This is a genomic window from Curtobacterium sp. 314Chir4.1, assembly GCF_900215175.1.
GTDB classification, from domain to species: Bacteria; Actinomycetota; Actinomycetes; order Actinomycetales; family Microbacteriaceae; genus Curtobacterium; species Curtobacterium pusillum_A.
On sequence record NZ_OCMI01000002.1, the window covers coordinates 810882 to 834331 of the forward strand.

Here is a 23450-nt window from a genome sequence, read left to right on the forward strand (position 1 = left end):
TACGCTCGCATCGCAAGGAGGACGCCGTGGTCAACCGCCGTGAGGTGACGCTCGCCGACGTCGCCGCCCAGACCGGCGTCTCCGTCGGCACGGTCTCCAAGGTCCTCAACGGCCGCGGGCAGATCGCCGAGGGGACGCGGCAACGCGTCGCTGCAGCGGCGACCGAGCTGGGACTGAGCGTGCGCGCCGAGACGCGAGCCGCGCCTCCAGGCCGGTCCTTCCTGGTCGGGGTGCTCTCCACCGACGCCTACGGACGGTTCACCATCCCGATCCTCACCGGGGCCGAGGACACCTTCGGGCCGGGCGAGGTGTCGATGCTGCTCGCCGAGAGCCGTGGCGACCCCATCCGCGAGGCGCACTACGTGCAGACGTTCCTGAACCAGCGCGTCGACGGCATCGTCGTGACCGGTCGCTCCAGCGACCCGCGGCCCTCGATCACCGGACTGCTCGGGGTGCCCGCGGTCTACGCGCTCTCGCCGTCCCTCGACCCGTCCGACGTCTCGATCGTGCCGGGCGACGAAGCCGGCGCCGCACGCGCCATCGACCACCTGATCGGCTCCGGCCGTCGTTCCATCGCGGTCATCTCGGGCGCGCGGCGGCACACTGCAAGCTCGCACCGTGTCGAGAGCGCGAAGCGCGCGATCGCCGCCGCGGGGGCCACTCTCGCCGGTGGCGACGCCCTGTACGGCGAGTGGAGCGAGCGGTGGGGGTACGAAGCCGCCACGCGACTGCTCGGCACCGAGTTCGACGGGGTGTTCTGCACGAGCGACCAGATCGCCCGGGGCGTCGTCGACTGCCTGCGCGAAGCGGGGATCGCGGTGCCGACGCAGGTCGGGGTCGTCGGGGTCGACAACTGGAGCGTCATCACCGATGCGGCGCGACCCTCGATCACGTCGGTCGACCTCAACCTGCGCGAGGTCGGGCGACAAGCGGCTGACCTGCTCATGCGGAAGATCGCCGGGGAGGTCGTCGAGGGTGGGGTCCGGACGGCGGAGTGCTTCCTCGTGCCGCGGCAGTCGACGTGATCTCGATCGATGGCGTGCTCGCTGCTGCTGGTCTGCCGGTCGATGGGCACTACGAGGCGAAGGGTGGATGGGTCAGTCGGGCGTGGGTGGGACACGACTTCGTCGTGCGGATGGGCGATGCGTCGGCGTCGAGCGCCTACGAGCACGAGGCGTCCGTCGTGGCGCTGCTCGAGGGGACGGAAGTGCCGAACGCTCGGCACATCGCGCACGGGACCACGGCGGAGGGTGCCTGGTACGTGTCCTCCCGGCTGCCCGGGCGGACACTGCACGATGCGTGGCCGACCGCCTCGGTCGCCGAGCGTCGGTCGATCATCCACTCACTCGGGGAGGCGTTGCGCGCACTCCATCAGGTGTCGGCTCCCGCTGGGCTGATGCCGCCGTGGCTTCACGGGGCCCTGGCCGGAGGGGCGTGGCCGGCGTACCACCCGCCGGTCGTTGGTGCGGCGATGTCCCTCGTCGAGGATGCCGGATCGTCCGCTTCTGTCCATTCTTGGGTTTCCTCACACTTGCCGCTGTTCGACGCCGATCAGCACGTGCTCGTCCACGGAGATCTGCACGGGTCGAACATCATGGTCGACGACGGACGGGTCACGGGGTTGATCGACTTCGCCGAGGCCGTGGCGCAGCCGGCGGACGTCGAGCTCGACACGATCCTGCGGTGGTGCGCGCGGCCGGAGGAGTTCCCACCGACGCCGTCGTCGCGGGGGCTCGATGTGGCGTCGCTGGCTCCGGTGCGGGGGTGGTTGGAGGAGGCGTACCCATCGTTGTTCGCGCGGCCGTCCCTTGGTTCGCGGCTCGCGTTCTACGACCTGTGGGTGGAGTTGGCGATCTTCGGGCACCATCCGGATGCGAGGGTGCGAGCGGTGGCGGAGGGGCGGATCCGGCGGACGGTCAGCGGGTCAGGTCCTGCTTGACGAGGGCGGCGGCGATCTTGTCGGCAGCGTGAGGTGGTTTCGCGAGGGCGTGGACGACGGCGGTGACTCCGCTGGCTTCTGCTATCACCGCGCCGGCCGCTCGCACCTCGCCGTTGATCCAGGTCGTCGCTCCCTCGCACTGCCAGCTCACTCGCCGTGCGGCCGGAGCATCGTCCGCGAGGGCCCACTCGGCGTAGCGACAGAGGTCCTCGAAGGTCGACCACACGCCACCCGCTGCGGCATACGGCGAGCCGGACAGCGCCCACGGCGTGATGGTCTTCCCGAAGATCACCTTCGGAAGTACACGCCGGTCCGGATCGGGGTCGGTCGTCGCCGTGCGGATGCCCGCCGGCTCGAGGACGTGCTCGCGGACAGCTCCGAACCAGTCGCCGTGCACGTGGTCGAGGATCTCGCCGAGGAGCGCGTAGCCGAGGTTTGAGTAGACGTACTCGCCGCGAGGCGTGACCGGGACCATCGCCGCGTGGTCGAGTGGTTGGCCGACCGTGGCGCGGTAGGGGTCGCCGAGCGGGTTGTCGCCCATGCCACTCGGGAGTCGAGTAAGTCCCGAGGTGTGGTGGACGAGGTCAGCGATCGTGATGCGCGCGTCGGGGACCTGCGGGAGAAAGTCCGCGACGGGACGGTCGACGTCGAGTGTTAGGCAGACCGTGGTGCCGACGAGGCCCTTCGTGATGCTGCCCCACTCGACGAGGGAGCCGGTCGAGTAAGAACCGCGGGCGCCCCGAACGACGCGCCGAACCCCACTCGTCCGGATGCTCGCGCGCCGGTGTCCCGGCGTCTTCCGTAGATCGCGCACCACATCGTCCTTCCCTGCGAGGGTAACGCTGAGCGCCGTTGAGGCCCCTCGGTCTTCTCGGGGCCTCAACGGAGTCAATGGTCACGGCGACTCACATGACATTCACGAGCCGTCGACACCGTGTCCAAGCTCGAGCGACCGTTCGCGGCGACGGGCGACGAACCAGGCCAACGGCCCGATGTACGGGACGACGAGAACTACGAGCGCCCATGCGAGCTGTCGCCACCCTGAGGGAAACGTGGCGCGGAGGACCGAGATCAAAGCGACCAGGGCCAGGATCAGGGCGACGAGTGAGCCGATCGTCAGCACTCCATCGAGCGCTGAGGGAACAAGTGGATTCATGCTCTACTCCTTGGTCCTGCAGGTGATTTCTTCATTCCCAGCGGTTGTAGGTGACCGCGCCGTTGCCCTTCGCGCTGAGGCGCTGGATCGCGGAGTAGGTGCTCCAAGCGATTGTTCCCCACGGCGTCGGCACGCCTCGCCGCACAACGACCTTGCACTTCGCGGTCGCCTGACCTCCACTGACGTAGCCGCTGTTCTTCGACGTCGTCACCTGGGTGAACGGCTGAATGTTCCTGACGACCGTGCACGAGTAGCCAAGCATCTTCTTCGCAGTGGTGCCGCTGTACTCGTATGACATGGACACCTTCGTCTCACTCAGTCTGATCCCAGCGAAGGCGAACCACTGGGTGCCCCACGACGATCGCGAGGCAGCCCTGATCGCTGCCGCGTTTCCATCCTGATCCGGCACGCCTGCGCCCGGTTCCACCTCCCCCCACTCGAAGTCTCCACTCGTGCGGACCGTCGTCGGCCCGAGCACGCTCTCCGTCGAGTCAGCCGACACCGCTGAGGCCACAGCCGGGTCGAGGAAGTACGACGTGAGTTCACCACGCTGACCAGAATCCAGCTGATCGAAGGCCTCGACGTCCGCGGCTTCACCCGCGGCAACGAGCTCGGCACGAATGGCCGACAACACCGCAGACGGCGTCGTCGGTGTGGCGATGTCCCCCGCGGCAGGCGTCGTGGCCGACGCATTGGCCGGCGCCGCAACGATGACAGACGTGGCAACGACAGCGCATGCCGCGCCGATCGAGACGATCCGGCTGCGCGTTGACTGATTCATGAGTGGTCCCCTCGTTCTCCGGCATCGGTGCCGGTATCCGTGGTCAGCGGCGTTGCTGACCAGATGAGCCAACCATCTCATACATCACATCATCAACTTCAATCTGAGGCCGGGCGTGTCGCGTGCGAGCAACCCTCCGCGCCGCGATCCGAAGGACCGCTGTGCAGCCCTCGGCGCACTCCTGCGTTAGAGTCGGACGACTTAGCAATCACGCGACGCGCGTGGTGATAGCAATAGCAGGCACGGCCGTGCTTACGACGAGCCAGCCGCACGAAACTCGTTGAGGACGCGGCCGAGGTCAGCGACGGCTCCCCCACGAGGGCGAATGGCACCGTGCAGGTCGCGGGGCAGCATCCCAATCACATAGGAGCACTGCGGCGTGCAGGCCCGTCGCTCGGCTTCGTCACGGCGGAAGGTGCAGCTTCGGGAAGGCGGGCAGACGCTGGTACCGCCGGCGGCAGAGCTTCCGAATGCTAATCACCGCAAGCGCGATCTCCGCTCGTGCGATAGGTGACGACCCCTTGGAACGATGCCGACTCGCTTCTTGCGATGCGACTCAACGCCCGCCCAGGTCGAAGAGCCCGAGAAGTTCTGGCACGAGCGCGATGAGCAGCAAATGCCCCCTTGCCGATACATCCGACACCCAGTCGTGAGCAAACTTCAGGAAAATCAGGCCACCAACAAACGTTCCTGCTGCCAGCCCCCACGCACCTAGGACGACAAAAAGAGCGATTGATGCAATGATGAGGGTTAATAGAACGGCGCGCACGGTCTTTCGACGCGCCAATATAGCTCTATCTGCACCTTCCCTATTCATCGCATCGAGCTCGGCCTGCAACTCATCACGCTCTTTCGCTGCAGCTAGGTGATTTCGCTGCGCGGCTTGCGCGGCGACCTTGGCACCTTCGGCCTGCAGGGCCGACTCCTGCACCTTCGCTTCATTCCTCGACCGCTCGCTGTCCAATTCCTTCTTCTGCGACGCGTTGGCATCCGCCATGCGGCGGGCACGCTTGGCCACAACAGCACCAGCAACGGACTCGCCATTCGGCTGAGTCCCTTGAAGCCCATCGAGCATGTCGGTCACTGTGAGCTGGACCATGCGGCGGTCTGTTTCGGAGGTCGGAGATTCTGAAAGCGACCTCGCGAGTGATAGAGCAGTATCTGGCGGATACCGCACAGAAACCCGCAGAAAGGCATCCTGCCGAGCGAACGAAGCAGCCGCTTCGACAAGTTCATTGACCTCGGGCGCCGGAGCAGCCTCAATCAGGAGTGTGGCAAGCTGTGCTGGAGTGAGAACGATAGGCTCGAGGTCGGTAGTTTGTACCTCCTGGAATGTACGGCCCAGGCGACGATCATTCGTTACAATCCATCCGCCAGGCCACATCGAACTATCTCCACGCTGGAGCCTAGACCGCCACACCATCGCAATGCTTTCGGCGTCTCGTTCCATAGCCTTAGCGCCTCTGCCACCGCCCGCGCGCTCAATCTCTTTTTTCAATGCACTTTCGATGCGAGTAACCTGTTCCCGCTCAAAGTTCCCGTGGTCCCTTATCTGTACTCCAATGGAGCTAAGCTCAGATGTGAGCCTCGACGCCCTACGAGCGAACTGCTCCCAGGTGCTATACTTTCTTTCCTCAGCGGCGTCCAGGAAGTATTCCAGAACCTGTTCGTCGACTGTGCGCGCGTAGATTTTTGCGCTGATGCCTGATTGGACCGACTGAAGCATTCCCGGGACGCTTTCACGCTCGACGCGTTCGATGACGTCGGCGAGTTCGTCGAGTACATGGGTGGGGACGATGACTTCCATTCCAGCTTGAACGGCAAGATGCAGTGCACCCTCAACATGAGCCGAGTTCCGAGACGGCCCCAGAAATGCCAGCAGGACGTTCGTATCGAGTAGCAGTCGTTGATTCTCCAGCGAAGCGCGATCAGCATCATGCATGCGACTTCGGCCCGCAATGACGGAATGTAGAACGCAACTTGTGGCAATGTAGCTCACAACTTCATTCCCGAACGGATCACCCTCGTCGATAGCCGCGAGCGCACACGCTTGAAGGAAGTCGCAGACCCCCGGCTCGAAATTGTGCTCCACAATGCGTCGCAAAATCTCCGCTCCGTCGATCGAAACGGGGCGAATGCGCCCGGCACCTGCTCTCGACAGCTCGCCCGAATATATTTCCGGTATCTTACTGATGGTGCCGGTGAAGACCTCAATCAAACGCTCGGCCCACAGCAAAGCAGTTTCTGGGCGTAAAGACCCAAAATCGTCTGCGGCCCTTTCTTGCACCTGCTCGGAAAGGCGCTTGAGAGCGTCGTCGTACCAAGACGCGCTCATCGACGCCTCGTCATGCCCGGCTCGCGTGAGACCCCAATCCTGTCCAGTGAGCGTGTCGACCCGGATCAGAATGCCCGCTGCGACTCCATTCTCGAGTGATTGCGAAAGACGCGGGGCGGTGATGCGGGCACCGGGCCAAACCCCATTGACTTCTTCCAGGAGCGCGGCCGTCGACGCAGGACCGCCCGCCAATGTCTCGATACAGGTCGAGATGATGAGCTCATCTTCGTCCGCCACGCGCTCAGAGCTCAGTAGCGTGTAGGCAGCGCCGAGCATCTCCCGACCACGTTCACTTACGGCGCTTTCCAACCGCTCACTTGACACGATTACTCCTCACGTTGTGTTCAGTTTAGTGCGAGTTTTGTTCCCGTCTGCGACGGCCCATGTCCGGAGGCCGGTCGTCCTGCGGCCGCACCAACGCTTCGCCGCATGCTAGGTCCTGCTCGTCTCTCACGGCCCGTCCGAACCGCTCCGCGATGAGGGCCCCAACGCGAACGCGTCCGGTCGCGCAGAACGCCCCGCCAGCCGAAGCCAGCGGGGCGTTCTAAGGATTCACTCCGGGATCAGAAGTCCCAGTCCTCGTCCTCAGTGTTCACAGCCTTGCCGATCACGTACGACGACCCCGACCCCGAGAAGAAGTCGTGGTTCTCGTCAGCGTTCGGCGACAGGGCGGAGAGGATCGCCGGGTTCACGTCCGTGATGTTCTTCGGGAACATCGGCTCGTAGCCCAGGTTCATCAGCGCCTTGTTGGCGTTGTAGTGCAGGAACTTCTTGACGTCCTCGGTCAGACCGACCTCGTCGTAGAGGTCCTGCGTGTACTGCACCTCGTTCTCGTACAGCTCGAACAGCAGCGAGAACGTGTAGTCCTTCAGTTCGTCGCGCTCCGCCTGGCCGAGCTGCTCGAGCCCCTTCTGGTACTTGTACCCGATGTAGTACCCGTGGACGGCTTCGTCGCGGATGATGAGGCGGATGAGGTCGGCGGTGTTCGTGAGCTTCGCCCGCGACGACCAGTGCATCGGCAGGTAGAAGCCGGAGTAGAACAGGAACGACTCGAGCAGCGTCGAAGCGACCTTGCGCTTCAGCGGCTGGTCGCCCTGGTAGTAGTCCATGACGATCTGGGCCTTCTTCTGCAGGTTCGGGTTCTCCTCGGACCAGCGGAAGGCCTCGTCGATCTCGGGCGTCGACGCGAGGGTCGAGAAGATCGACGAGTAGCTCTTGGCGTGCACCGACTCCATGAACGCGATGTTCGTGTAGACGGCTTCTTCGTGCGGGGTGATCGCGTCGGGGATGAGCGACACGGCGCCGACGGTGCCCTGGATGGTGTCCAGGAGCGTCAGGCCGGTGAAGACGCGCATGGTCAGCTTCTGCTCGGCCGGCGTGAGTGTGTTCCACGACTGCACGTCGTTCGACAGCGGCACCTTCTCGGGCAGCCAGAAGTTGTTGACGAGGCGGTTCCAGACCTCGACGTCCTTGTCGTCCTGGATGCGGTTCCAGTTGATGGCCTGGACCGAATCGATGAGCTTCAGCTTCTCGACCAACGCACGTTCCTTCGTAGAGATGGTGACTAGGTGACGGCCTGGAGGCGCGGTGCGGGCTGGCACCGCGCCTCCAGGCCAAGGATGATTGCGCAAGCAATCAGAGCAAAAGGCTCACAGCATGCAGCTGACGCAGCCCTCGACCTCGGTGCCCTCGAGCGCGAGCTGGCGCAGACGGATGTAGTAGATCGTCTTGATGCCCTTGCGCCATGCGTAGATCTGCGCCTTGTTGATGTCGCGCGTGGTCGCGGTGTCCTTGAAGAACAGCGTGAGCGACAGGCCCTGGTCCACGTGCTGCGTCGCCGCGGCGTACGTGTCGATGATCTTCTCCGGGCCGATCTCGTACGCGTCCTGGTAGTAGTCCAGGTTGTCGTTCGTCATGAACGGCGCCGGGTAGTAGACGCGACCGAGCTTGCCTTCCTTGCGGATCTCGATCTTCGACGCGATCGGGTGGATCGACGACGTGGAGTGGTTGATGTACGAGATCGAACCGGTCGGCGGGACGGCCTGCAGGTTCTGGTTGTAGATGCCGTGCTCCTGGACGGAGGCCTTCAGCGCGGCCCAGTCCTCCTGCGTCGGGATGGCGATGTTCGCGTTCGCGAAGAGGTCGCGCACGCGGTCGGTCGCCGGCGTCCAGGCCTGGTCGGTGTACTTGTCGAAGAACTCACCCGACGCGTACTTCGAGTCGCGGAAGCCGTCGAAGGTCTCGCCGGTCTCGATCGCGATCTTGTTCGACGCGCGAAGGGCGTGGAACAGCACCGTGTAGAAGTAGATGTTCGTGAAGTCGATGCCCTCTTCGGAGCCGTAGTACACGCGCTCACGAGCGAGGTAGCCGTGCAGGTTCATCTGGCCGAGGCCGATGGCGTGCGACTTGTCGTTGCCGTCCTCGACGGAGCGGACCGACGAGATGTGCGACATCTGCGACACCGAGGTGAGGCCGCGGATGGCGGTCTCGATGGTGCGACCGAAGTCCGGCGAGTCCATCGTCAGCGCGATGTTCAGCGAGCCGAGGTTGCAGGAGATGTCCTTGCCGATCTCCTTGTAGGAGAGGTCCTCGTTGAACGTGGTCGGCGTGTTGACCTGCAGGATCTCCGAGCACAGGTTGGACATGTTGATCCGACCCTTGATCGGGTTGGCCTTGTTCACCGTGTCCTCGAACACGATGTACGGGTAACCAGACTCGAACTGGATCTCGGCGATCGTCGTGAAGAAGTCACGCGCCTTGATCTTCGTCTTCTTGATGCGCGGGTCGTCGACCATCGCGCGGTAGTTCTCGGAGATCGGGACGTCGCCGAACGGGACGCCGTAGACCTTCTCGACGTCGTACGGCGAGAACAGGTACATGTCCTCGTTGTTCTTCGCGAGCTCGAACGTGATGTCCGGCACGACGACGCCGAGCGACAGCGTCTTGATGCGGATCTTCTCGTCGGCGTTCTCACGCTTGGTGTCGAGGAACCGCATGATGTCGGGGTGGTGCGCCGACAGGTAGACGGCACCGGCACCCTGACGCGCACCGAGCTGGTTCGCGTAGGAGAAGGAGTCTTCCAGCAGCTTCATCACGGGGATGATTCCAGAGGACTGGTTCTCGATCTGCTTGATGGGGGCGCCGGCCTCGCGGATGTTGGAGAGGAGCAGGGCCACGCCGCCGCCGCGCTTCGAGAGCTGCAGCGAGGAGTTGATGCCGCGCGAGATCGACTCCATGTTGTCCTCGATGCGGAGGAGGAAGCAGGAGACGAGCTCGCCGCGCTGGGCCTTCGCGGTGTTGAGGAACGTCGGGGTCGCGGGCTGGAAGCGGCCGGCGACGATCTCCTCGACGAGGTCGATCGCGAGCTGCTCGTTGCCCTGCGCCAGGCCGAGGGCGGTCATCACGACGCGGTCCTCGAAGCGCTCGAGGTAGCGCTTGCCGTCGAACGTCTTGAGCGTGTAGCTCGTGTAGTACTTGAACGCGCCGAGGAACGTCTGGAACCGGAACTTCTTCGAGTACGCCAGGTCGTTGAGCTTCTGGATGAACTCGAGCGAGTACATGTCGATCGTCTCGCGCTCGTAGTACTCGTTCTCGACCAGGTAGTCGAGCCGCTCCTTCAGGTTGTGGAAGAAGACGGTGTTCTGGTTGACGTGCTGCAGGAAGAACTGCTTGGCGGCCTCACGATCCTTGTCGAACTGGATGTTCCCGTCCGCGTCGTAGAGGTTGAGCATCGCGTTGAGGGAGTGGTAGTCCATCCCCGTCTGCGGCGACGTCAGATCGACGTCTGCAACTGCTGCGTCCAAAATGCATCCAATCCTGAGTTGACCGCCGACACGTCGTCAGGGGTCCCGAAGAGTTCGAATCTGTAGAGAACGGGGACGTTGCACTTCTGTGCGATGACGTCCCCCGCGAGGCCGTAGGCCTCACCGAAGTTCGTGTTGCCGCCGACGACCACACCGCGGATGAGCGAGCGGTTGTGCGCGTCGTTGAGGAACTTGATGACCTGCTTGGGGACCGCGCCCTCGCCGTTGCCGCCGCCGTAGGTGGGCAGGAACAGCACGTAGGGCTCGTCCACGTGGAGGAAGGGTTCGCTCGGGTAGAGCGGGATCCGGTCCGCGTCACGGCCGAGCTTCTCGACGAAGCGTGCGGTGTACCCGGACACGCTCGAGAAGTAGACCAATCGGCTCAAGGTGCGCTCCTGTGGTGAAGGTGCGGAACAGGCGGACCGGAGGGTGTCCTGTGGGCGGTGATCCGGGCCTCCTGAGCGGGTCCGGGGTGACCGTCCACAGGACGGGAGACGACTACGCCAGTTCGGCGCTGAGCGTCGCGATCTTGTCGGGGCGGAAGCCCGACCAGTGGTCGTCGTCGGTGACGACGACGGGGGCCTGCATGTAGCCGAGGCTCTTGACGTGCTCGAGCGCGGCCTCGTCCGTGGAGACGTCGTGCACTTCGTACTCGATGCCCTTGTTGTCGAGGGCCCGGTACGTCGCGGTGCACTGGACGCAGGACGGCTTGGTGTAGACGGTGACGGCCATGTTCTCCCCTGGTTTCTTGCTGGTTGGTGCTGGCTGTGAAGGTGGTGCTGGTACCGGCGCCGGGTGTTGCAGGCACCCGGTGTTGCAGGCACTGTGCAGCAGGTTCCGGGAGGGGCCGCTGCGATGGCTCCACACTACATCTAGTGGCTGGCGGAGTCACCGACCACAAGAGGAAGTGTTACAGCCATGTAGTTCTCCACAAGCTCCTCCACAGTGTGAACAGCTCGGAGAAGCCCGTGATTCCGCCATTCTCCGGCGCACCACCGACACTTCCCCACACCCGTGGACAGGTTCGATCCACATGTGTGGAATCAGCGCGTCGGCGTGTCGCGGATGCCTCGCGAGCGGACCGCCGTCCACACCTCCCCCGGACGGGTGACACCCCCTGCCGTCCGGTCCGTACACTCGTGTCGTGAGCACGTACGGCCCCCTCCTGAAGACCCCTGGCGTGGGTCGTGTCATCGCTGCGCAGCTCACCGCACGCTTCCCGTTCGGGATGCTGTCGCTGGCCTACCTGCTGCACGTCGAGCACGTCTTCCACTCGTACGGCGCCGCCGGTCTCGTGCTCGCGACCACGAGTGTGGGGCAGGCGCTCGCGGGACCGCTCACCAGTCGGTGGATGGGCAGCTGGGGCATGCGCCCGGTCCTCGTCCTGACGAGCCTGGTCGCACTCGCGAGCATGGGCGTGATCGCCTTCGTGGTCATGCCGCTGTGGGGGTACGTGGTCGTCGGGTTCATCGGCGGCCTCGCGGTCCCGCCCGTGCAGCCCGCCGTGCGCACCATCTACCCCAAGATGGTGACCTCGTCGCAGCTCACTCCCCTCTTCTCCCTCGACGCGAGTGCGCAGGAGCTGATCTGGGTCGCCGGCCCGGTCATCACCACGTTCGTCGCGACGCAGATCGGCACCGTGCAGGCGATCGTCCTGGCGATGGTGTTCCTGGTCGTCGGTGGCACCTGGTTCATCGCCTCCCCCGAACTCGGCCGGGTCCGCATCCCCCGCTCCAAGCGCGCGTTCGGCGTCGTGCTGAAGCGGCCGTCCGTCGTCGTGGCCACTCTGACCGGGCTCCTCCTCATCGGGGCGTGCGCCGCGGTCGAGGCGAGCGTCACGAGCGTCTTCGGCGAGGGCAGCCCGAACGCCGGCATCGTCCTGGCCGTCTTCGCGGTCGGTTCGCTCATCGGCGGCCTCACGCTCGGTCACCGTCCGATCTCGCGGAACACGCTGTGGACGCGCATGTCGATCGTGTTCGTGGGGCTCGCCCTGGCCGTCGGCGGCACGAACTTCTGGTGGCTCTGCATCGCCCTCGTGATCGCGGGTGCGGGCATCGCCCCGGCCCTCGCCGTCATGTTCGGATCGGTGTCCGCGACGGTGAAGTTCTCCGACACGGCAGAGGCCTACGGCTGGATGGGCACCGGCCAGCTCATCGGGGCTGCGGGCGGTTCGGCGGTCGCGGGCTTCCTCATCGACAGCCACGGTGCGTCGGGCGGCATGATGGTCAGTGCCGTGATGGCCGCCGTCGGGGTCGTCCTGCCCCTCGTGACGAAGCGGTGGCTCCCCGACCTGCGCGGTCGCGACGCGAGCCCCATCCCCGACACCGAGCCGGTGATCATCCCCACCTGATCCCGGTCGGGCCGTTCCGTGCGTACCTGCCACGTTCGGGCGTAGCTGCCCGGAAGTTTCCACCAGGTACGCCCGATTCCGCTTCCCATCCCGTCCGTCATGGGAAGAAGCGGCCACGAGACCTCGGCGCGGCCCCGGACTCGGCCCCCGCGCACCCCTGCGCCCGGGCGTTCCGGGCGTACCTGCCACGTTCGGGCGTACCTGCCCGGAAGTTTCCACCAGGTACGCCCGATTCCGCTCTCCACCGCGGCCGATGTGGGAAAGAACAGGCAGCGCGCATTCTCCACAACCGGCTTGGAGGCACGGCGCGCGCCCGCCACGATCGGCAGGATGGGTGCATGGTCACCTCAGTCCCCCTCCGCGACGGCGCGTCGATCCCCGCGATCGGCTTCGGCGTCTACAAGGTCGACGACACCGAAGCCGAGACGGCCGTCGGTCTCGCGCTCGACGCCGGCTACCGGCACGTCGACACAGCCGAGATGTACGGCAACGAGACAGGCGTCGGGAAGGCGATCCGTGCCTCCATGACGGACCGTGACGACGTCTTCGTGACGACCAAGGTGTGGAACGACCACCAGGGGCGCGACGCGACCCTGCGGGCGTTCGACGGCAGTCTCGAGCGGCTGGGGCTCGACGCGGTCGACCTCTACCTCATCCACTGGCCGGCCGCGGCGAACGACCGCTACGTCGAGACCTGGCGGGCACTCGTCGAACTGCGGGAGTCGGGCCGGGCACGCAGTGTCGGCGTCTCGAACTTCCAGGTGCCGCACCTCGAGCGGATCATCGGCGAGACCGGCGAGGTCCCGGCGCTCAACCAGGTCGAGCGGCACCCGTGGCTGCCGCAGCGCGAACTCATCGCGTTCCACGAGCAGCACGGCATCGTGACGGGTGCGTGGTCGCCGCTCGGACGCGGTCGACTCATCGAGGAACCGGTGCTCACGGGCATCGCGGACGCCCACGGGGTGAGCGTCGCGCAGGTGCTCGTGCGGTGGAACGTGCAGCAGGGGGTGGTGGTGCTGCCGAAGTCGGTGACGCCGTCGCGCATCCGGTCGAACCTCGACGTCGACGGGTTCGTGCTGAGCGAGGACGACCTGGCGGCGATCGCGTCGCTCGAGTCGGGGCAGCGGACGGGGTCGCACCCGGACTCGGTGTCGTGATCGACCCGCAGCAGACCGCACGGCAGCAGCTCCGTGCGGACGAGCACCTGTACTGGGCGGGCGTCAGCGATCCGGGGAAGCTGTTCTCCGGCCGAGACGCCTTCCTGGTGCCGTTCTCCCTCTTCTGGGCGGGGTTCGTGGGCTTCGGGTTGGTCGAGAGCCTCCGCCAGGGCACGCTCGGCGTCGCCGTGGTGATCCCGGTCGTGCTGTCGATCGTGGGCCTGCACCTGGTGTTCGGTCGGTTCCTCGTGAAGGCCCACCGCAAGCGCACCACCGTGTACGCCGTCACCGATCGTCGGGCGCTGATCATCACGCCTCGGGGCACACGGGACGTCCCGGTCGGCAGGACCGATCGGACGACGACGTGGGACCGGGGACGTCGGCACTGCTCCGTCGAGTGGAACAACGGGGATCCCCACGGTGTGACGGCGCTGTTCGGCGGCGCTGCCGCCACCCGCATCTACGCGAACACCGGACTCGACGGACTCTTCGGGCCGCAGGTGTTCGCGTTCTGGGACGTGCGCGACGGAGACGAGCTCGTCCGGGAACTCGACCGGGCGTCAGGCTAGCCCTCGCGGTCCTCCTCGGACTGCCACGGCAGGAGCAGGTCGCCGGGCTCCGGTTCGACGTCACCGGCGTCGTCCGCGCCACCCGTGCCCGGTGCCGCGACGACCCGCGACGGGTCGATGCCGTCGGCCTCGAGGTCCGACCGGTCCCGCTGCTGGGTCTGCGACGCGACGGTCTCCCGCTCGCTCGACGGGCTGTACGACGTGTCGGCCGCTCGTTGCTCGCGGTCGTCCACGCCGCCGGCCCCGTCGTGGCGCGCGGCATCGCGCAGTTCGTCACTGCGGGCTCGGTCGTCGGACTGTTCCGGGCCGGGTACGTCGGGGGTGTCGTCACGCATGGTGCCTCCTGCGCCGGACGGTAGTCCGTGGTTCCCGAGTACCGGTTCGGTCACGACGGCCGTCCGCTCTGCGAGTCCCCGTTACGATCTCGGCGAGGGGGAACGATGCGAGGAACACGCGCCGCGACGACGGCGGTCATCGGCACGGTACTGACGGGGCTGCTGCTCACCGGCTGCACGGTGTTCGGCGGGGACGACAGCGTCCCGAAGCCGACCCGGCAGGCCGGTGAGGACGCCACGGGTCAGACGCCGCAGCCGGACGGGACGCTCGACACCGAGCACGTCACGTCGAAGCAGGTCGTCCCCGCGGGTACCGTCGTCGCCGAGGCCGACGCGGTGTCGAAGAGCGGGGACACCAGCATGCACGTCCGGGTCGTCGCCGACGACGACGGCACGTTCGAGGCGCAGTTCTCGGGCTACCGGACGACGGAACCGCAGCCGATGACGGTCGAGTTCCGTCGCACGGCGAAGTACGGCGACTACTGGGACAACGCTGCCGTGGGTCAGGCGACCTGGGGCGGGGATGCTCCCGTCCCGACGAGCGTGACCCTGCGGACGGCTGGGGCGTACCCGGACTGGCTGCGCTACGTGGTGCTCGTCCCCGCTCCGTCCGCCTCCGGTAACGACTCCGATCGCCCGTGGGTGGGATCCGTCCTGGCGGTCGGGGCCCTGCCCTGGAAGATCCCCGCCCCGTTCCCGGACGTCCACGTGACCGTCGGCAAGGACCGCCCCGGCGCGTACGGCTACGTGTTCGGCAAGGACGGCAAGGTCCTCTCCGACGGGGGCACGCCGTCGACGTACCAGGTCGCCCACGGTGACGAACAGTCCACCGTGGCGGAGCGCTTCGGCATCACGATGGCAGAGCTCCGCTGGCTCAACCCCACGATGAAGGTGCGGGACAACGGCTGGATCTACGAGGACACGATCCTCAACCTGGACCCCGCCACGCGCTGAGCACCGCGGGGTCGGTGCCGTCCGTTACGGTTGACCAGCACTCGCCACACGCAGGAGGTCCCACCGTGACGATCGTCGCCGCAGCAGACGGCTCAGCCCTCGGCAACCCCGGCCCCGCCGGCTGGGCCTGGTACGTCGACGACGACCGCTGGGCCGCCGGGGGTTGGCCGAACGCCACGAACAACCAGGGCGAGCTCACCGCCGTGCTCCAGCTGCTCCGGGCCACGAAGGACACCGGCGAAGCGCTGCACATCCTCTGCGACAGCCAGTACGCCATCAAGGCCTGCACCGAGTGGCTCGCGGGGTGGAAGCGGAAGGGCTGGCGGAAGGCCGACGGCAAGCCGGTCATGAACGTCGAGATCATCAAGGAGCTCGACGCCGAGCTCCAGGGGCGCACGGTCACGTTCGAGTGGGTCCGCGGACACGTCGGCCACGAGATGAACGAGGCAGCGGACGTCCGCGCCCGCGGTGCCGCGACCGCCTACCAGCAGGGCACCGAGGTGCCGCACGGCCCGGGGTGGCCCGGGGTCGAGGTCACCGAGCCGGCCGCGCTGCCCGAGGCGACCCCGCCCGCGACCCTGTTCTGATGCAGCCGCGCGGCGCTCAGTAGGTGCCGTCGCGACGATCCTGACGCGTGATCTGCTCCCCGGACGCCGGGTCGACCCCGCTCCGCGTCGTGGTCGTCGTGCGACGTCCGCCGAACGCCACCGCGAGGCTGATGACGAGCAGGACCACGCCCGCTGCCATGAGGATGTAGCCGATCAGCCGCAGGTCGACACCCGCGAGCTGGATGTTCAGGGCGAACGCCACGATGGCGCCGACGACGATCAGGGCGATGCTCGATCCGATGCGCACGATGGTGTCCTCTCGATCCTGGTCGCGGACCGATCGGCCCGGGACTGGCGTCGAACGTACCCGTTCGTCAGAGCGGCCGTTCCCAGAGCGCGACCGTGCTGACGAGGTGGTCGTACCGGTACGGCTGCTCCTCCCCCGTCGGCTCGTACCCCAGCGCGCGCCAGAACGGCTCCGCCACCGACGCGTTCGTCGCGACGACCCCGAGGCGCAGACGCTCCACAGGCACGCGCTCCACAGGCAAGCGCTCCACGTCCGAGTGCCCCGTGCGCGAGCCCTCGGACGCCGCCCGTACCCGCTCGACGACCGCTTCGTGCATCGCCCGCCCGAGCCCCCGGCCCTGCTCGCCCCCTCGGACGACCAGCAGCCCGATGTACGCCGTGGACGGCACCGGGTACCCGAGCAGCACGTCCGCGAACGCCACGAGCCGCTCACCCTCCCACAACCCGAGCCCGGCCTTCCCCGCCGGGTCGAACCCGTCCGGCACCGACTCGAGCAGGTCCTGCAGGGCGGCGACGTCACCGTCCGCCGAGGCCCCGCCGAGCTCGCGCACCACGGCCGGCATCAGTCGACGTCCACCTCGGCCCACCCGTCGAACCGCCCGATCTCGGTGACCCGCACGACGGCCTCGCCGGCTTCGTCCGACGCGTCGAGGTCGATCGTCGCCGAGAACCCGAAGTCCTTGTCGCCGGCCGGGTCGGCGAAGATCTGCCGCGCCCGCCATGTCCGTCCCTGTTCGGACAGGACCAGGTACTGCATCGACCGCGCGTCGGCATCCGTCCCGACCTCGTCGTGCGCCTCGTAGTACTCCTCGAGCACGGCGTCCCACGCGTCCTCACCGAAGCCCGCGGCCCCGTCCAGCGCAGCGAGTCCGGCGACGTCGTCCGCCGCCGCGAGCAGCACCCGCTGGAACAGGGCGTTGCGCACGAGCACCCGGAAGGCCCGAGGGTTCCCCGTGAGCCGCGAGGGCTGCGGCGGCGCGATCTCCTCGTGCTCCTCCGACGCGAGCAGGACGTCTCCGTTCAGCAGTGCCTCCCACTCGTCGACGAGCGAGGAGTCGGTCTGCTTGACGACCTCGCCGAGCCACTCGATCAGGTCGTCGAGCTCCGGGGTGCGCTGCTCGTCGGCGATCGTCTGCCGCATGGTCCGGTAGGCGTCCGACAGGTAGCGGAGGACGAGCCCCTCGGATCGGGTGAGCTGGTAGAACCGCACGAAGTCGCCGAAGGTCATCGCCCGCTCGTACACGTCGCGCACGACGGCCTTGGGCGAGAGCGCGAAGTCGAGGACCCACGGCTGCTCGGCGGCGTAGGCCTCGTAGGCGGCCGTCAGGAGCTCGTCCAGCGGCTTGGGCCAGGTGACCTCCTCGAGCAGCTCCATCCGCTCGTCGTACTCGATGCCCTCCTGCTTCATCCGGGCGACGGCCTCGCCACGCTCCTTGAACTGCTGCTGCGCGAGGATGGCCCGCGGGTCGTCGAGGGTGGCCTCGACGATGGACACCATGTCGAGCGCGTAGGTGGGCGATGACGGGTCGAGCAACTCGAACGCGGCGAGCGCGAACGGCGACAGCGGCTGGTTGAGCGCGAAGTTCGGCGCGATGTCGACGGTCAACCGGTACTCACCGTCGACCTTCTCGATCACCCGCGCGTTGATGAGCGTGCGTGCGATGGTCAGGGCCCGCCGGGCCATCGCGAGTTGCCGTGCCCGGGGTTCGTGGTTGTCGAAGACGAGCGACCGGACGGACTCGAACGCCGAGCCGCCGCGCGCGACGACCGAGAGCACCATCGCGTGCGTGATCCGCATCCGCGAGACCATCGGCTCGGGCTCGGCCGCGATGAGCCGCTCGAACGACGCCTGTCCCCACGAGACGAACCCCTCGGGCGCCTTCTTCCGCTTGACCTTGTTCTTCTTCTTCGGGTCGTCACCGGCCTTGGCGAGCGACCGCGCGTTCTCGATGTCGTGCTCGGGCGCCTCGGCCACGACGTCACCCTCGGTGTCGTACCCGGCCCGCCCGGCGCGACCGGCGATCTGGTGGAACTCACGGGCGGACAGCTGCCGCATCTTCGTGCCGTCGAACTTCGTCAGGCCGGTGAGCAGCACCGAGCGGATCGGCACGTTGATCCCGACGCCCAGGGTGTCCGTGCCGCAGATCACCGGCAACAGTCCGCGCTGGGCGAGCTGCTCGACGAGCCGTCGGTACTTCGGCAGCATGCCGGCGTGGTGGACGCCGATGCCGGCACGGATGAGGCGGGACAGGGTCTGCCCGAACCCGGCGCTGAACCGGAAACCCGCGATCGCTTCCGCGATCTCGTCGCGACGTTCGCGTGATGCGACGCGAGCGGACATCAACGCCTGCGCCCGTTCGAGTGCCGCGGCCTGCGCGAAGTGCACGATGTAGATCGGCGCCTTGCCCTCCTCCAGCAGCCGCTCGACGGTCTCCTGCACGGGCGTCATGACGTACTCGTACTCGAGCGGCACAGGTCGGGAGACACCGGTCACCCGAGCGGTGGGGCGTCCGGTCCGCCGGGACAGGTCGTCGGCGATCGTGGTGACGTCGCCGAGGGTCGCGGACATGAGCAGGAACTGTGCGCGCTCGAGCACGAGCAGCGGCACCTGCCAGGCCCACCCGCGATCGGGGTCGCCGTAGTAGTGGAACTCGTCCATCACCACGACGTCGACGTCGGCGTCCGGTCCCTGCCGCAGTGCGAGGTTCGCGAGGATCTCGGCGGTGCAGCACACGATCGGGGCGTCGGCGTTGACGCTCGAGTCGCCCGTGACCATGCCCACGTTCTGCGCGCCGAACAGTTCGACGAGCTGGAAGAACTTCTCCGAGACGAGCGCCTTGATCGGCGCCGTGTAGTAGCTGCGCTTGCCCTCGGCGAGCGCGGCGAAGTGCGCGCCGGCGGCGACGAGCGACTTGCCGGTGCCGGTGGGCGTGCTGAGGACGACGTTCGCGCCGGACACGAGTTCGATGACGGCTTCGTCCTGCGCCGGGTAGAGCGGGCGCCCACCCTCGGCGGCCCACGCGGCGAAGGCCTCGTAGACCTCGTCGGGGTCGACGGCGCCGCCGTCGGCGGCCGGCAGTGCCGCGACGAGCGGTGGGAGCGTGGTGACGTCCGTCATGGGTCCATCCTCCCAGGTGGACGGTGACCACCCCACGGACTGGAGGCGCGGTGCGGGCCCGACCCGCGCCTCCAGTCCGGCGTCTCCGCACCACCAGGACGTATCTCGATGCGTGCGCATAGACTCGCGTCGTGCGCGAACTCGGCTTCCTCTCCTTCGTCCCGAACCACGGCGGCACCGCAGGTGCGGCCGCCGCCCTCGAGGACGGGCTCCGCCTGTTCGAGACCGCCGAGGCACTCGGCTACGGGACGGGCTGGGTGCGTGGACGCCACTTCGAACCCTTCCTGACCAGCCCCATGACCTTCTTCGCAGCGGCGGCCCAGCGCACGCGCACGATCGGGTTCGGCACGGCCGTGCTCGGCATGCGCTACGAGGACCCGGTGCGCCTCGCCGAGGACGCCAGCACGGTCGACCTCCTCAGCGGCGGCCGGGTGCAGCTCGGCATCAGCACGGGCATCGCCGGGTACGGGCCGATCCTCGACCCCGTGTTCGGCGGCTCGGAGCGGAGTTTCCGCGACGAGGCCGAAGCCCGCGCGGCGCGGCTGCTCGAGGTCCTCGACGGCGACCCGCTCGGCAGCGCCGGGAAGGGCTACGAGAGCATCCCGGCCGGCGCCGACCTGACGCTGCAGCCGCTCAGCCCGGGCCTCCGCGACCGTGTGTGGTGGGGCGGCGGCAGCATGGCCACGGCGGTCCGGACGGCCGAGAAGGGCCTGCTGCTGCACTGCTCGACGCTCAACACCGAGGACACCGGCGCGCCGTTCGCCGAGGCCCAGGCGGCCCAGATCGCGGCCTACCGCGACCGGTTCGCCGAGCTGCACGGCGCTGGTGAACACACCGACCGCACGCCGAGGGTCGCCGTCGGCCGCATCGTCGTGCCGCTCCTCGACGACCACGACCGCGCCGTGCACGAGGAGTTCCTCACCGGGTACGCGAGCGGCATGGACGACGAGGGGCGCCCGCTGTCGGGGACGCCGCCGTTCCGGTTCAGCAGCGTGCTGTCCGGCGAGCCCGCGGCCATCGTGGACGCCCTGCTGGCCGATCCCGCTGTGACGGCGACGGACGAACTCGTGATCACCCTGCCCGCGAACGGCGACGCGGCGTCCCACGAACGCATCCTGCGCATCGTGGCCGAGGAGATCGCCCCGGCGGTGCGCGAGGCCCGCTGACCACCAACCGAACAGGGCATCCGGCGGGCCCGCGACGGGAGATGGTGAGGCTCCCGGGAGCCCGGCCGGATGACCATCTCGTCCCTGATCCGTACGGGATGGTGCACTCATCGTTCCACCTACCGTGCGGTTTGTCACACGCAATCGCGGATTGTGGACCGATTTGCTGACACATTGTCAGCAGTTTGTTCGAGCGAGCAAAAACGATCAATCGGGGTCAACCGGTTGACCCCGAAGCACGAATGCGCCCCCGCGCGGACGCGGGGACGCATTCTGGACGCACCAGGGTAGCCAGGGCTCCATCGGCCGGATCAGGAGGCCGTGTCGCTCACATGGCGACCCCGTCTCGGTGCGCGCGCCGACGGTAACCAGCCGCCTGGCGCAGATCGATGTTACTGAATGAACATCGCAAGAGCGCGGAAACCGGACGACTTCAGTGCACTTCGACCCGAACGGTGCCGGATTCGGCCGTGACCGATGCGCCGACGTGCAGCGTGAAGGCGCCGGACTCGTAGGCCCAGGCGCCATCCCGGTGCTCGCCGACCCAGTGCGCGAACGCCCGGGCGGGGACCTCGATCGACACCTCGGTCGACTCGCCTGCACCGATCCGGACGGGCGCGAACCCGACGAGCCAGCGCACCGGACGGTCGACCGCCGAGGACTCCCGCGAGGCGTAGACCTGCACGACGTGCTTGCCGGCCCGGTCGCCGGTGTTGGCGACGGTCGCAGTCACGATCACCGCGTCGCCCTCGCGGACCGTCGGCGTCGCGGTGACGCCGCCGATCGTCCAGGTCGTGTACCCGAGGCCGTGGCCGAACGGGTACGCCGGCTCGGTGCCGGCGCGGAGCCAGGCCCGGTAGCCGATGTGCACGCCCTCGTCGTAGGACACCTTCCCGTCGACCGGGGTGACGTCGAGCACGGGGACGTCGGCCATCGTCGCCGGCCAGGTGGTGGGCAGGCGTCCGCCCGGCTCCGTCGCACCCGTGAGCACGTCGGCGACCGCGTTGCCGTACTCCTGCCCGCCGAACCAGGTGAGCAGGACCGCTGCGACGTCGTTCCGCCACGGCATCTCCACCGGCGACCCCGCGTTCACGACCACGATCGTGTTCGGGTTGGCCGCGGCGACCGCACGGACGAGGTCGTCCTGACGTCCGGGGAGCGCGAGCGAGCTGCGGTCGTACCCCTCGGACTCGACCTTGGAGTTCGTACCGACCACGACCACGGCGACGTCCGCGCCGGTGGCCGTCGCGACGGCGGCGTCGATGAGGACCGACGGGTCCTCGTCGGACGGCTCGGTGCCGAACTGGTACGCGAGCACCCCGCCGAGGGTCTCGTCCTGGATGACGTCGTACTCGATGCGGATCGCGACCTGCTGGCCCGCCGTCACGGACACCGGGACGGAACGCGCCGGCGGGTTGAGGAACGCCGCACCGAGCTGGTCGCCCTCGAAGGGGACGTCCTCGTCGAGCAGGAGCTCGCCGTCGATCCACATGCGGGAGCGGCCGGCCGCACCGATGCCGATCCGGACCGTGCCGGTCGTGGGCGCCGTGTACGTCGTCGTGATGTCGAGCCGGTCGGCCTCGCGCGTCGGGGCGTCGCCGCCGAACCAGAACAGCGCGGTGGCACGGCGGTCCTCGACGTACAGCTCCTCGCCGTCCTTGACGAACGCGACGCGGGCACCGGGCTCGCCGGTCGCGGGGTTCGTGATGGTGGACAGCGGGAACTCGGCGATGCCCTCCTGCACGACCGCGCCGATCGCGTGGTCGACCGTGGCACCCGGGAACGCCGAGCGGATCCCGTCCAGCGGCGAGACGACCTGCGACGGCACGACCGTGGCCGATCCGCCGCCCTGGGTGCGGGCCTGGTCGGCGTTGTGGCCGATCACGGCGATGCGCGACACCGCGTGGGCGTCGAGCGGCAGCACACCGGTGTTGCGGACGAGGACGGTACCCTCGGCCTCGGCCTCGCGGACGAACGCGACGCCGTCCTCGACGTGCACCGGCTGCGCGGCCACGGGCTCGAAGCCCTCGAGTGCGCCCACACGGGCGGCGAGGGTGAGGATGCGGCGGACCTTCCGGTCGATCGCGGCCTCGGGGACGTCACCGGACTGCACGGCGGCGAGCAGCGGCCCCTCGCTCCACCACTGGTTCGGACCGGGCATCGCGACGTCCTGCGACGCCTTCGCCGAGTCGACCGACCGCACGCCGGTCCAGTCGGAGACGACGATGCCGTCGAAGCCCCACTCGGAGTTCAGCGGCGTCTCGAGCAGCTCGTTCTCGGACGCGGTGACGCCGTTGATCGAGTTGTAGGACGACATGACCGCCCAGGCGTGCGCCTCGGTCACGGCCTTCTCGAACGCGAGCAGGTACAGCTCCCGGAGCGCCCGGTCGGAGACCTCCGTCGACGCGGTGAAGCGGTCGGTCTCGTAGTCGTTCGCGATGTAGTGCTTCGGCGTCGCGGCGACGCCGTTCTCCTGCACGCCCTCGACGTACGACGCCGCCAGGTCGCCGGTGAGCACCGGGTCCTCGCTGAACGCCTCGAAGTGCCGGCCGCCGAGGGGCGAGCGGTGCAGGTTGATGGTCGGGCCGAGCACGACGTCGACGCCCTTGCGGCGGGCCTCGACGGCCGCGGCGGCGCCGTAGCGCTTCGCGATCGCACGGTCCCACGACGCCGACAGGGCGGTCGCGGACGGCAGGTTCAGCGACGGGTCGCGCTCGTCCCAGACCTCGCCACGGACCCCTGAGGGGCCGTCGGACATCAGGATGCGTCGCAGCCCGATCTTCTCGATCGGCCAGGTGGTCCAGAAGTCACGCCCGGTGAGCAGCTGCACCTTCTCCTCGGTGGTCAGCTGCTCCAGGAGCGCGTCGATGCGCTCCGCCAGCGGACCGGAGGGGGTGCTCGCGGTCTGCAGATCAGTCACGGTGATCAGTCCT

General features: G+C 67.8%; 21 protein-coding genes. 8 read left to right on the forward strand and 13 right to left on the reverse strand.

Going from position 1 to position 23450, the window contains the following annotated elements; genetic code table 11:
- Positions 1-26: 26 nt before the first annotated feature.
- The gene (locus tag CRP27_RS08820) at positions 27-1025 is read left to right on the forward strand and encodes a LacI family DNA-binding transcriptional regulator (RefSeq protein WP_176505528.1); all 999 of its coding nucleotides are present in this window, start codon (positions 27-29) and stop codon (positions 1023-1025) included.
- A complete protein-coding gene (locus tag CRP27_RS08825) occupies positions 1022-1939 on the forward strand; it encodes a phosphotransferase family protein (protein ID WP_255257501.1) in 918 nt (305 codons plus the stop codon). Before CRP27_RS08820 ends, CRP27_RS08825 begins: the two co-directional genes overlap by 4 nt.
- On the opposite strand, the gene CRP27_RS08830 is transcribed toward CRP27_RS08825, so the two are convergent.
- The 8 genes from CRP27_RS08830 to nrdH form a co-directional block, all read right to left on the reverse strand.
- Positions 1917-2753, reverse strand: coding sequence for a serine hydrolase (locus CRP27_RS08830; protein ID WP_176505529.1), 837 nt, complete (start codon positions 2751-2753; stop codon positions 1917-1919). The genes CRP27_RS08825 and CRP27_RS08830 overlap by 23 nt on opposite strands.
- Before the next feature lie 102 nt (positions 2754-2855).
- Positions 2856-3095, reverse strand: a complete 240-nt coding sequence (locus tag CRP27_RS08835; RefSeq protein WP_097180272.1) for a PLD nuclease N-terminal domain-containing protein — start codon at positions 3093-3095, stop codon at positions 2856-2858.
- 31 nt (positions 3096-3126) lie between these two features.
- The gene (locus CRP27_RS08840) at positions 3127-3876 is read right to left on the reverse strand and encodes a hypothetical protein (RefSeq protein ID WP_097180273.1); all 750 of its coding nucleotides are present in this window, start codon (positions 3874-3876) and stop codon (positions 3127-3129) included.
- Between the two features lie 556 nt (positions 3877-4432).
- Entirely contained in the window at positions 4433-6535 is a 2103-nt protein-coding gene (locus CRP27_RS17975) for a hypothetical protein (RefSeq protein WP_141399721.1), read from the reverse strand.
- A 239-nt stretch (positions 6536-6774) separates the two neighbouring features.
- Positions 6775-7749: a class 1b ribonucleoside-diphosphate reductase subunit beta gene (nrdF, locus tag CRP27_RS08850; RefSeq protein WP_079237121.1), complete on the reverse strand. Its 975-nt coding sequence runs from the start codon at positions 7747-7749 to the stop codon at positions 6775-6777.
- 111 nt (positions 7750-7860) lie between these two features.
- Positions 7861-9966, reverse strand: coding sequence for a class 1b ribonucleoside-diphosphate reductase subunit alpha (gene nrdE / locus CRP27_RS08855; protein WP_079237122.1), 2106 nt, complete (start codon positions 9964-9966; stop codon positions 7861-7863).
- A gap of 17 nt (positions 9967-9983) precedes the next feature.
- Positions 9984-10400, reverse strand: a complete 417-nt coding sequence (gene nrdI / locus CRP27_RS08860; RefSeq protein WP_079237123.1) for a class Ib ribonucleoside-diphosphate reductase assembly flavoprotein NrdI — start codon at positions 10398-10400, stop codon at positions 9984-9986.
- Between the two features lie 112 nt (positions 10401-10512).
- Positions 10513-10746 carry a glutaredoxin-like protein NrdH gene (gene nrdH, locus CRP27_RS08865; protein ID WP_017886897.1) on the reverse strand — a complete coding sequence of 78 codons (234 nt, stop codon included), beginning with the start codon at positions 10744-10746 and terminating at the stop codon, positions 10513-10515.
- Positions 10747-11158: 412 nt separating this feature from the next.
- On the opposite strand from nrdH, the gene CRP27_RS08870 reads away from it, so the two are divergent.
- The 3 genes from CRP27_RS08870 (at position 11159) to CRP27_RS08880 (ending at position 14090) form a co-directional block, all read left to right on the forward strand.
- Positions 11159-12364, forward strand: coding sequence for an MFS transporter (locus tag CRP27_RS08870; RefSeq protein WP_097180275.1), 1206 nt, complete (start codon positions 11159-11161; stop codon positions 12362-12364).
- A gap of 338 nt (positions 12365-12702) precedes the next feature.
- Positions 12703-13521: an aldo/keto reductase gene (locus tag CRP27_RS08875; protein WP_097180276.1), complete on the forward strand. Its 819-nt coding sequence runs from the start codon at positions 12703-12705 to the stop codon at positions 13519-13521.
- Positions 13518-14090 carry a hypothetical protein gene (locus CRP27_RS08880; RefSeq protein WP_097180277.1) on the forward strand — a complete coding sequence of 191 codons (573 nt, stop codon included), beginning with the start codon at positions 13518-13520 and terminating at the stop codon, positions 14088-14090. The genes CRP27_RS08875 and CRP27_RS08880 overlap by 4 nt, the downstream gene beginning before the upstream one ends.
- Here CRP27_RS08880 and CRP27_RS08885 read toward each other — a convergent pair.
- Positions 14087-14425, reverse strand: coding sequence for a hypothetical protein (locus tag CRP27_RS08885; RefSeq protein ID WP_097180278.1), 339 nt, complete (start codon positions 14423-14425; stop codon positions 14087-14089). The genes CRP27_RS08880 and CRP27_RS08885 overlap by 4 nt on opposite strands.
- A 105-nt stretch (positions 14426-14530) precedes the next feature.
- Here CRP27_RS08885 and CRP27_RS08890 point away from each other — a divergent pair, with 105 nt between their 5' ends.
- Together CRP27_RS08890 and CRP27_RS08895 are read left to right on the forward strand one after the other, a co-directional pair.
- Positions 14531-15379 carry a hypothetical protein gene (locus tag CRP27_RS08890; RefSeq protein ID WP_097180279.1) on the forward strand — a complete coding sequence of 283 codons (849 nt, stop codon included), beginning with the start codon at positions 14531-14533 and terminating at the stop codon, positions 15377-15379.
- Positions 15380-15444: 65 nt separating this feature from the next.
- A complete protein-coding gene (locus CRP27_RS08895) occupies positions 15445-15966 on the forward strand; it encodes a ribonuclease H (protein WP_097180280.1) in 522 nt (173 codons plus the stop codon).
- 16 nt (positions 15967-15982) lie between these two features.
- On the opposite strand, the gene CRP27_RS08900 is transcribed toward CRP27_RS08895, so the two are convergent.
- The 3 genes from CRP27_RS08900 to CRP27_RS08910 form a co-directional block, all read right to left on the reverse strand.
- Complete coding sequence (locus CRP27_RS08900; RefSeq protein WP_079237130.1) at positions 15983-16234, reverse strand: DUF6458 family protein; 252 nt, start codon at positions 16232-16234, stop codon at positions 15983-15985.
- Positions 16235-16301: 67 nt separating this feature from the next.
- Positions 16302-16796: an N-acetyltransferase gene (locus CRP27_RS08905; RefSeq protein WP_097180281.1), complete on the reverse strand. Its 495-nt coding sequence runs from the start codon at positions 16794-16796 to the stop codon at positions 16302-16304.
- Entirely contained in the window at positions 16796-19351 is a 2556-nt protein-coding gene (locus tag CRP27_RS08910) for an RNA helicase (RefSeq protein WP_097180282.1), read from the reverse strand. The genes CRP27_RS08905 and CRP27_RS08910 overlap by 1 nt, the downstream gene beginning before the upstream one ends.
- A 131-nt stretch (positions 19352-19482) precedes the next feature.
- Between CRP27_RS08910 and CRP27_RS08915 the strand changes: the two genes are divergently transcribed.
- A complete protein-coding gene (locus CRP27_RS08915; RefSeq protein ID WP_097180283.1) occupies positions 19483-20517 on the forward strand; it encodes an LLM class flavin-dependent oxidoreductase in 1035 nt (344 codons plus the stop codon).
- 433 nt (positions 20518-20950) lie between these two features.
- On the opposite strand, the gene CRP27_RS08920 is transcribed toward CRP27_RS08915, so the two are convergent.
- The gene (locus CRP27_RS08920; RefSeq protein ID WP_255257513.1) at positions 20951-23428 is read right to left on the reverse strand and encodes a glycoside hydrolase family 3 C-terminal domain-containing protein; all 2478 of its coding nucleotides are present in this window, start codon (positions 23426-23428) and stop codon (positions 20951-20953) included.
- Positions 23429-23450: the final 22 nt, after the last annotated feature.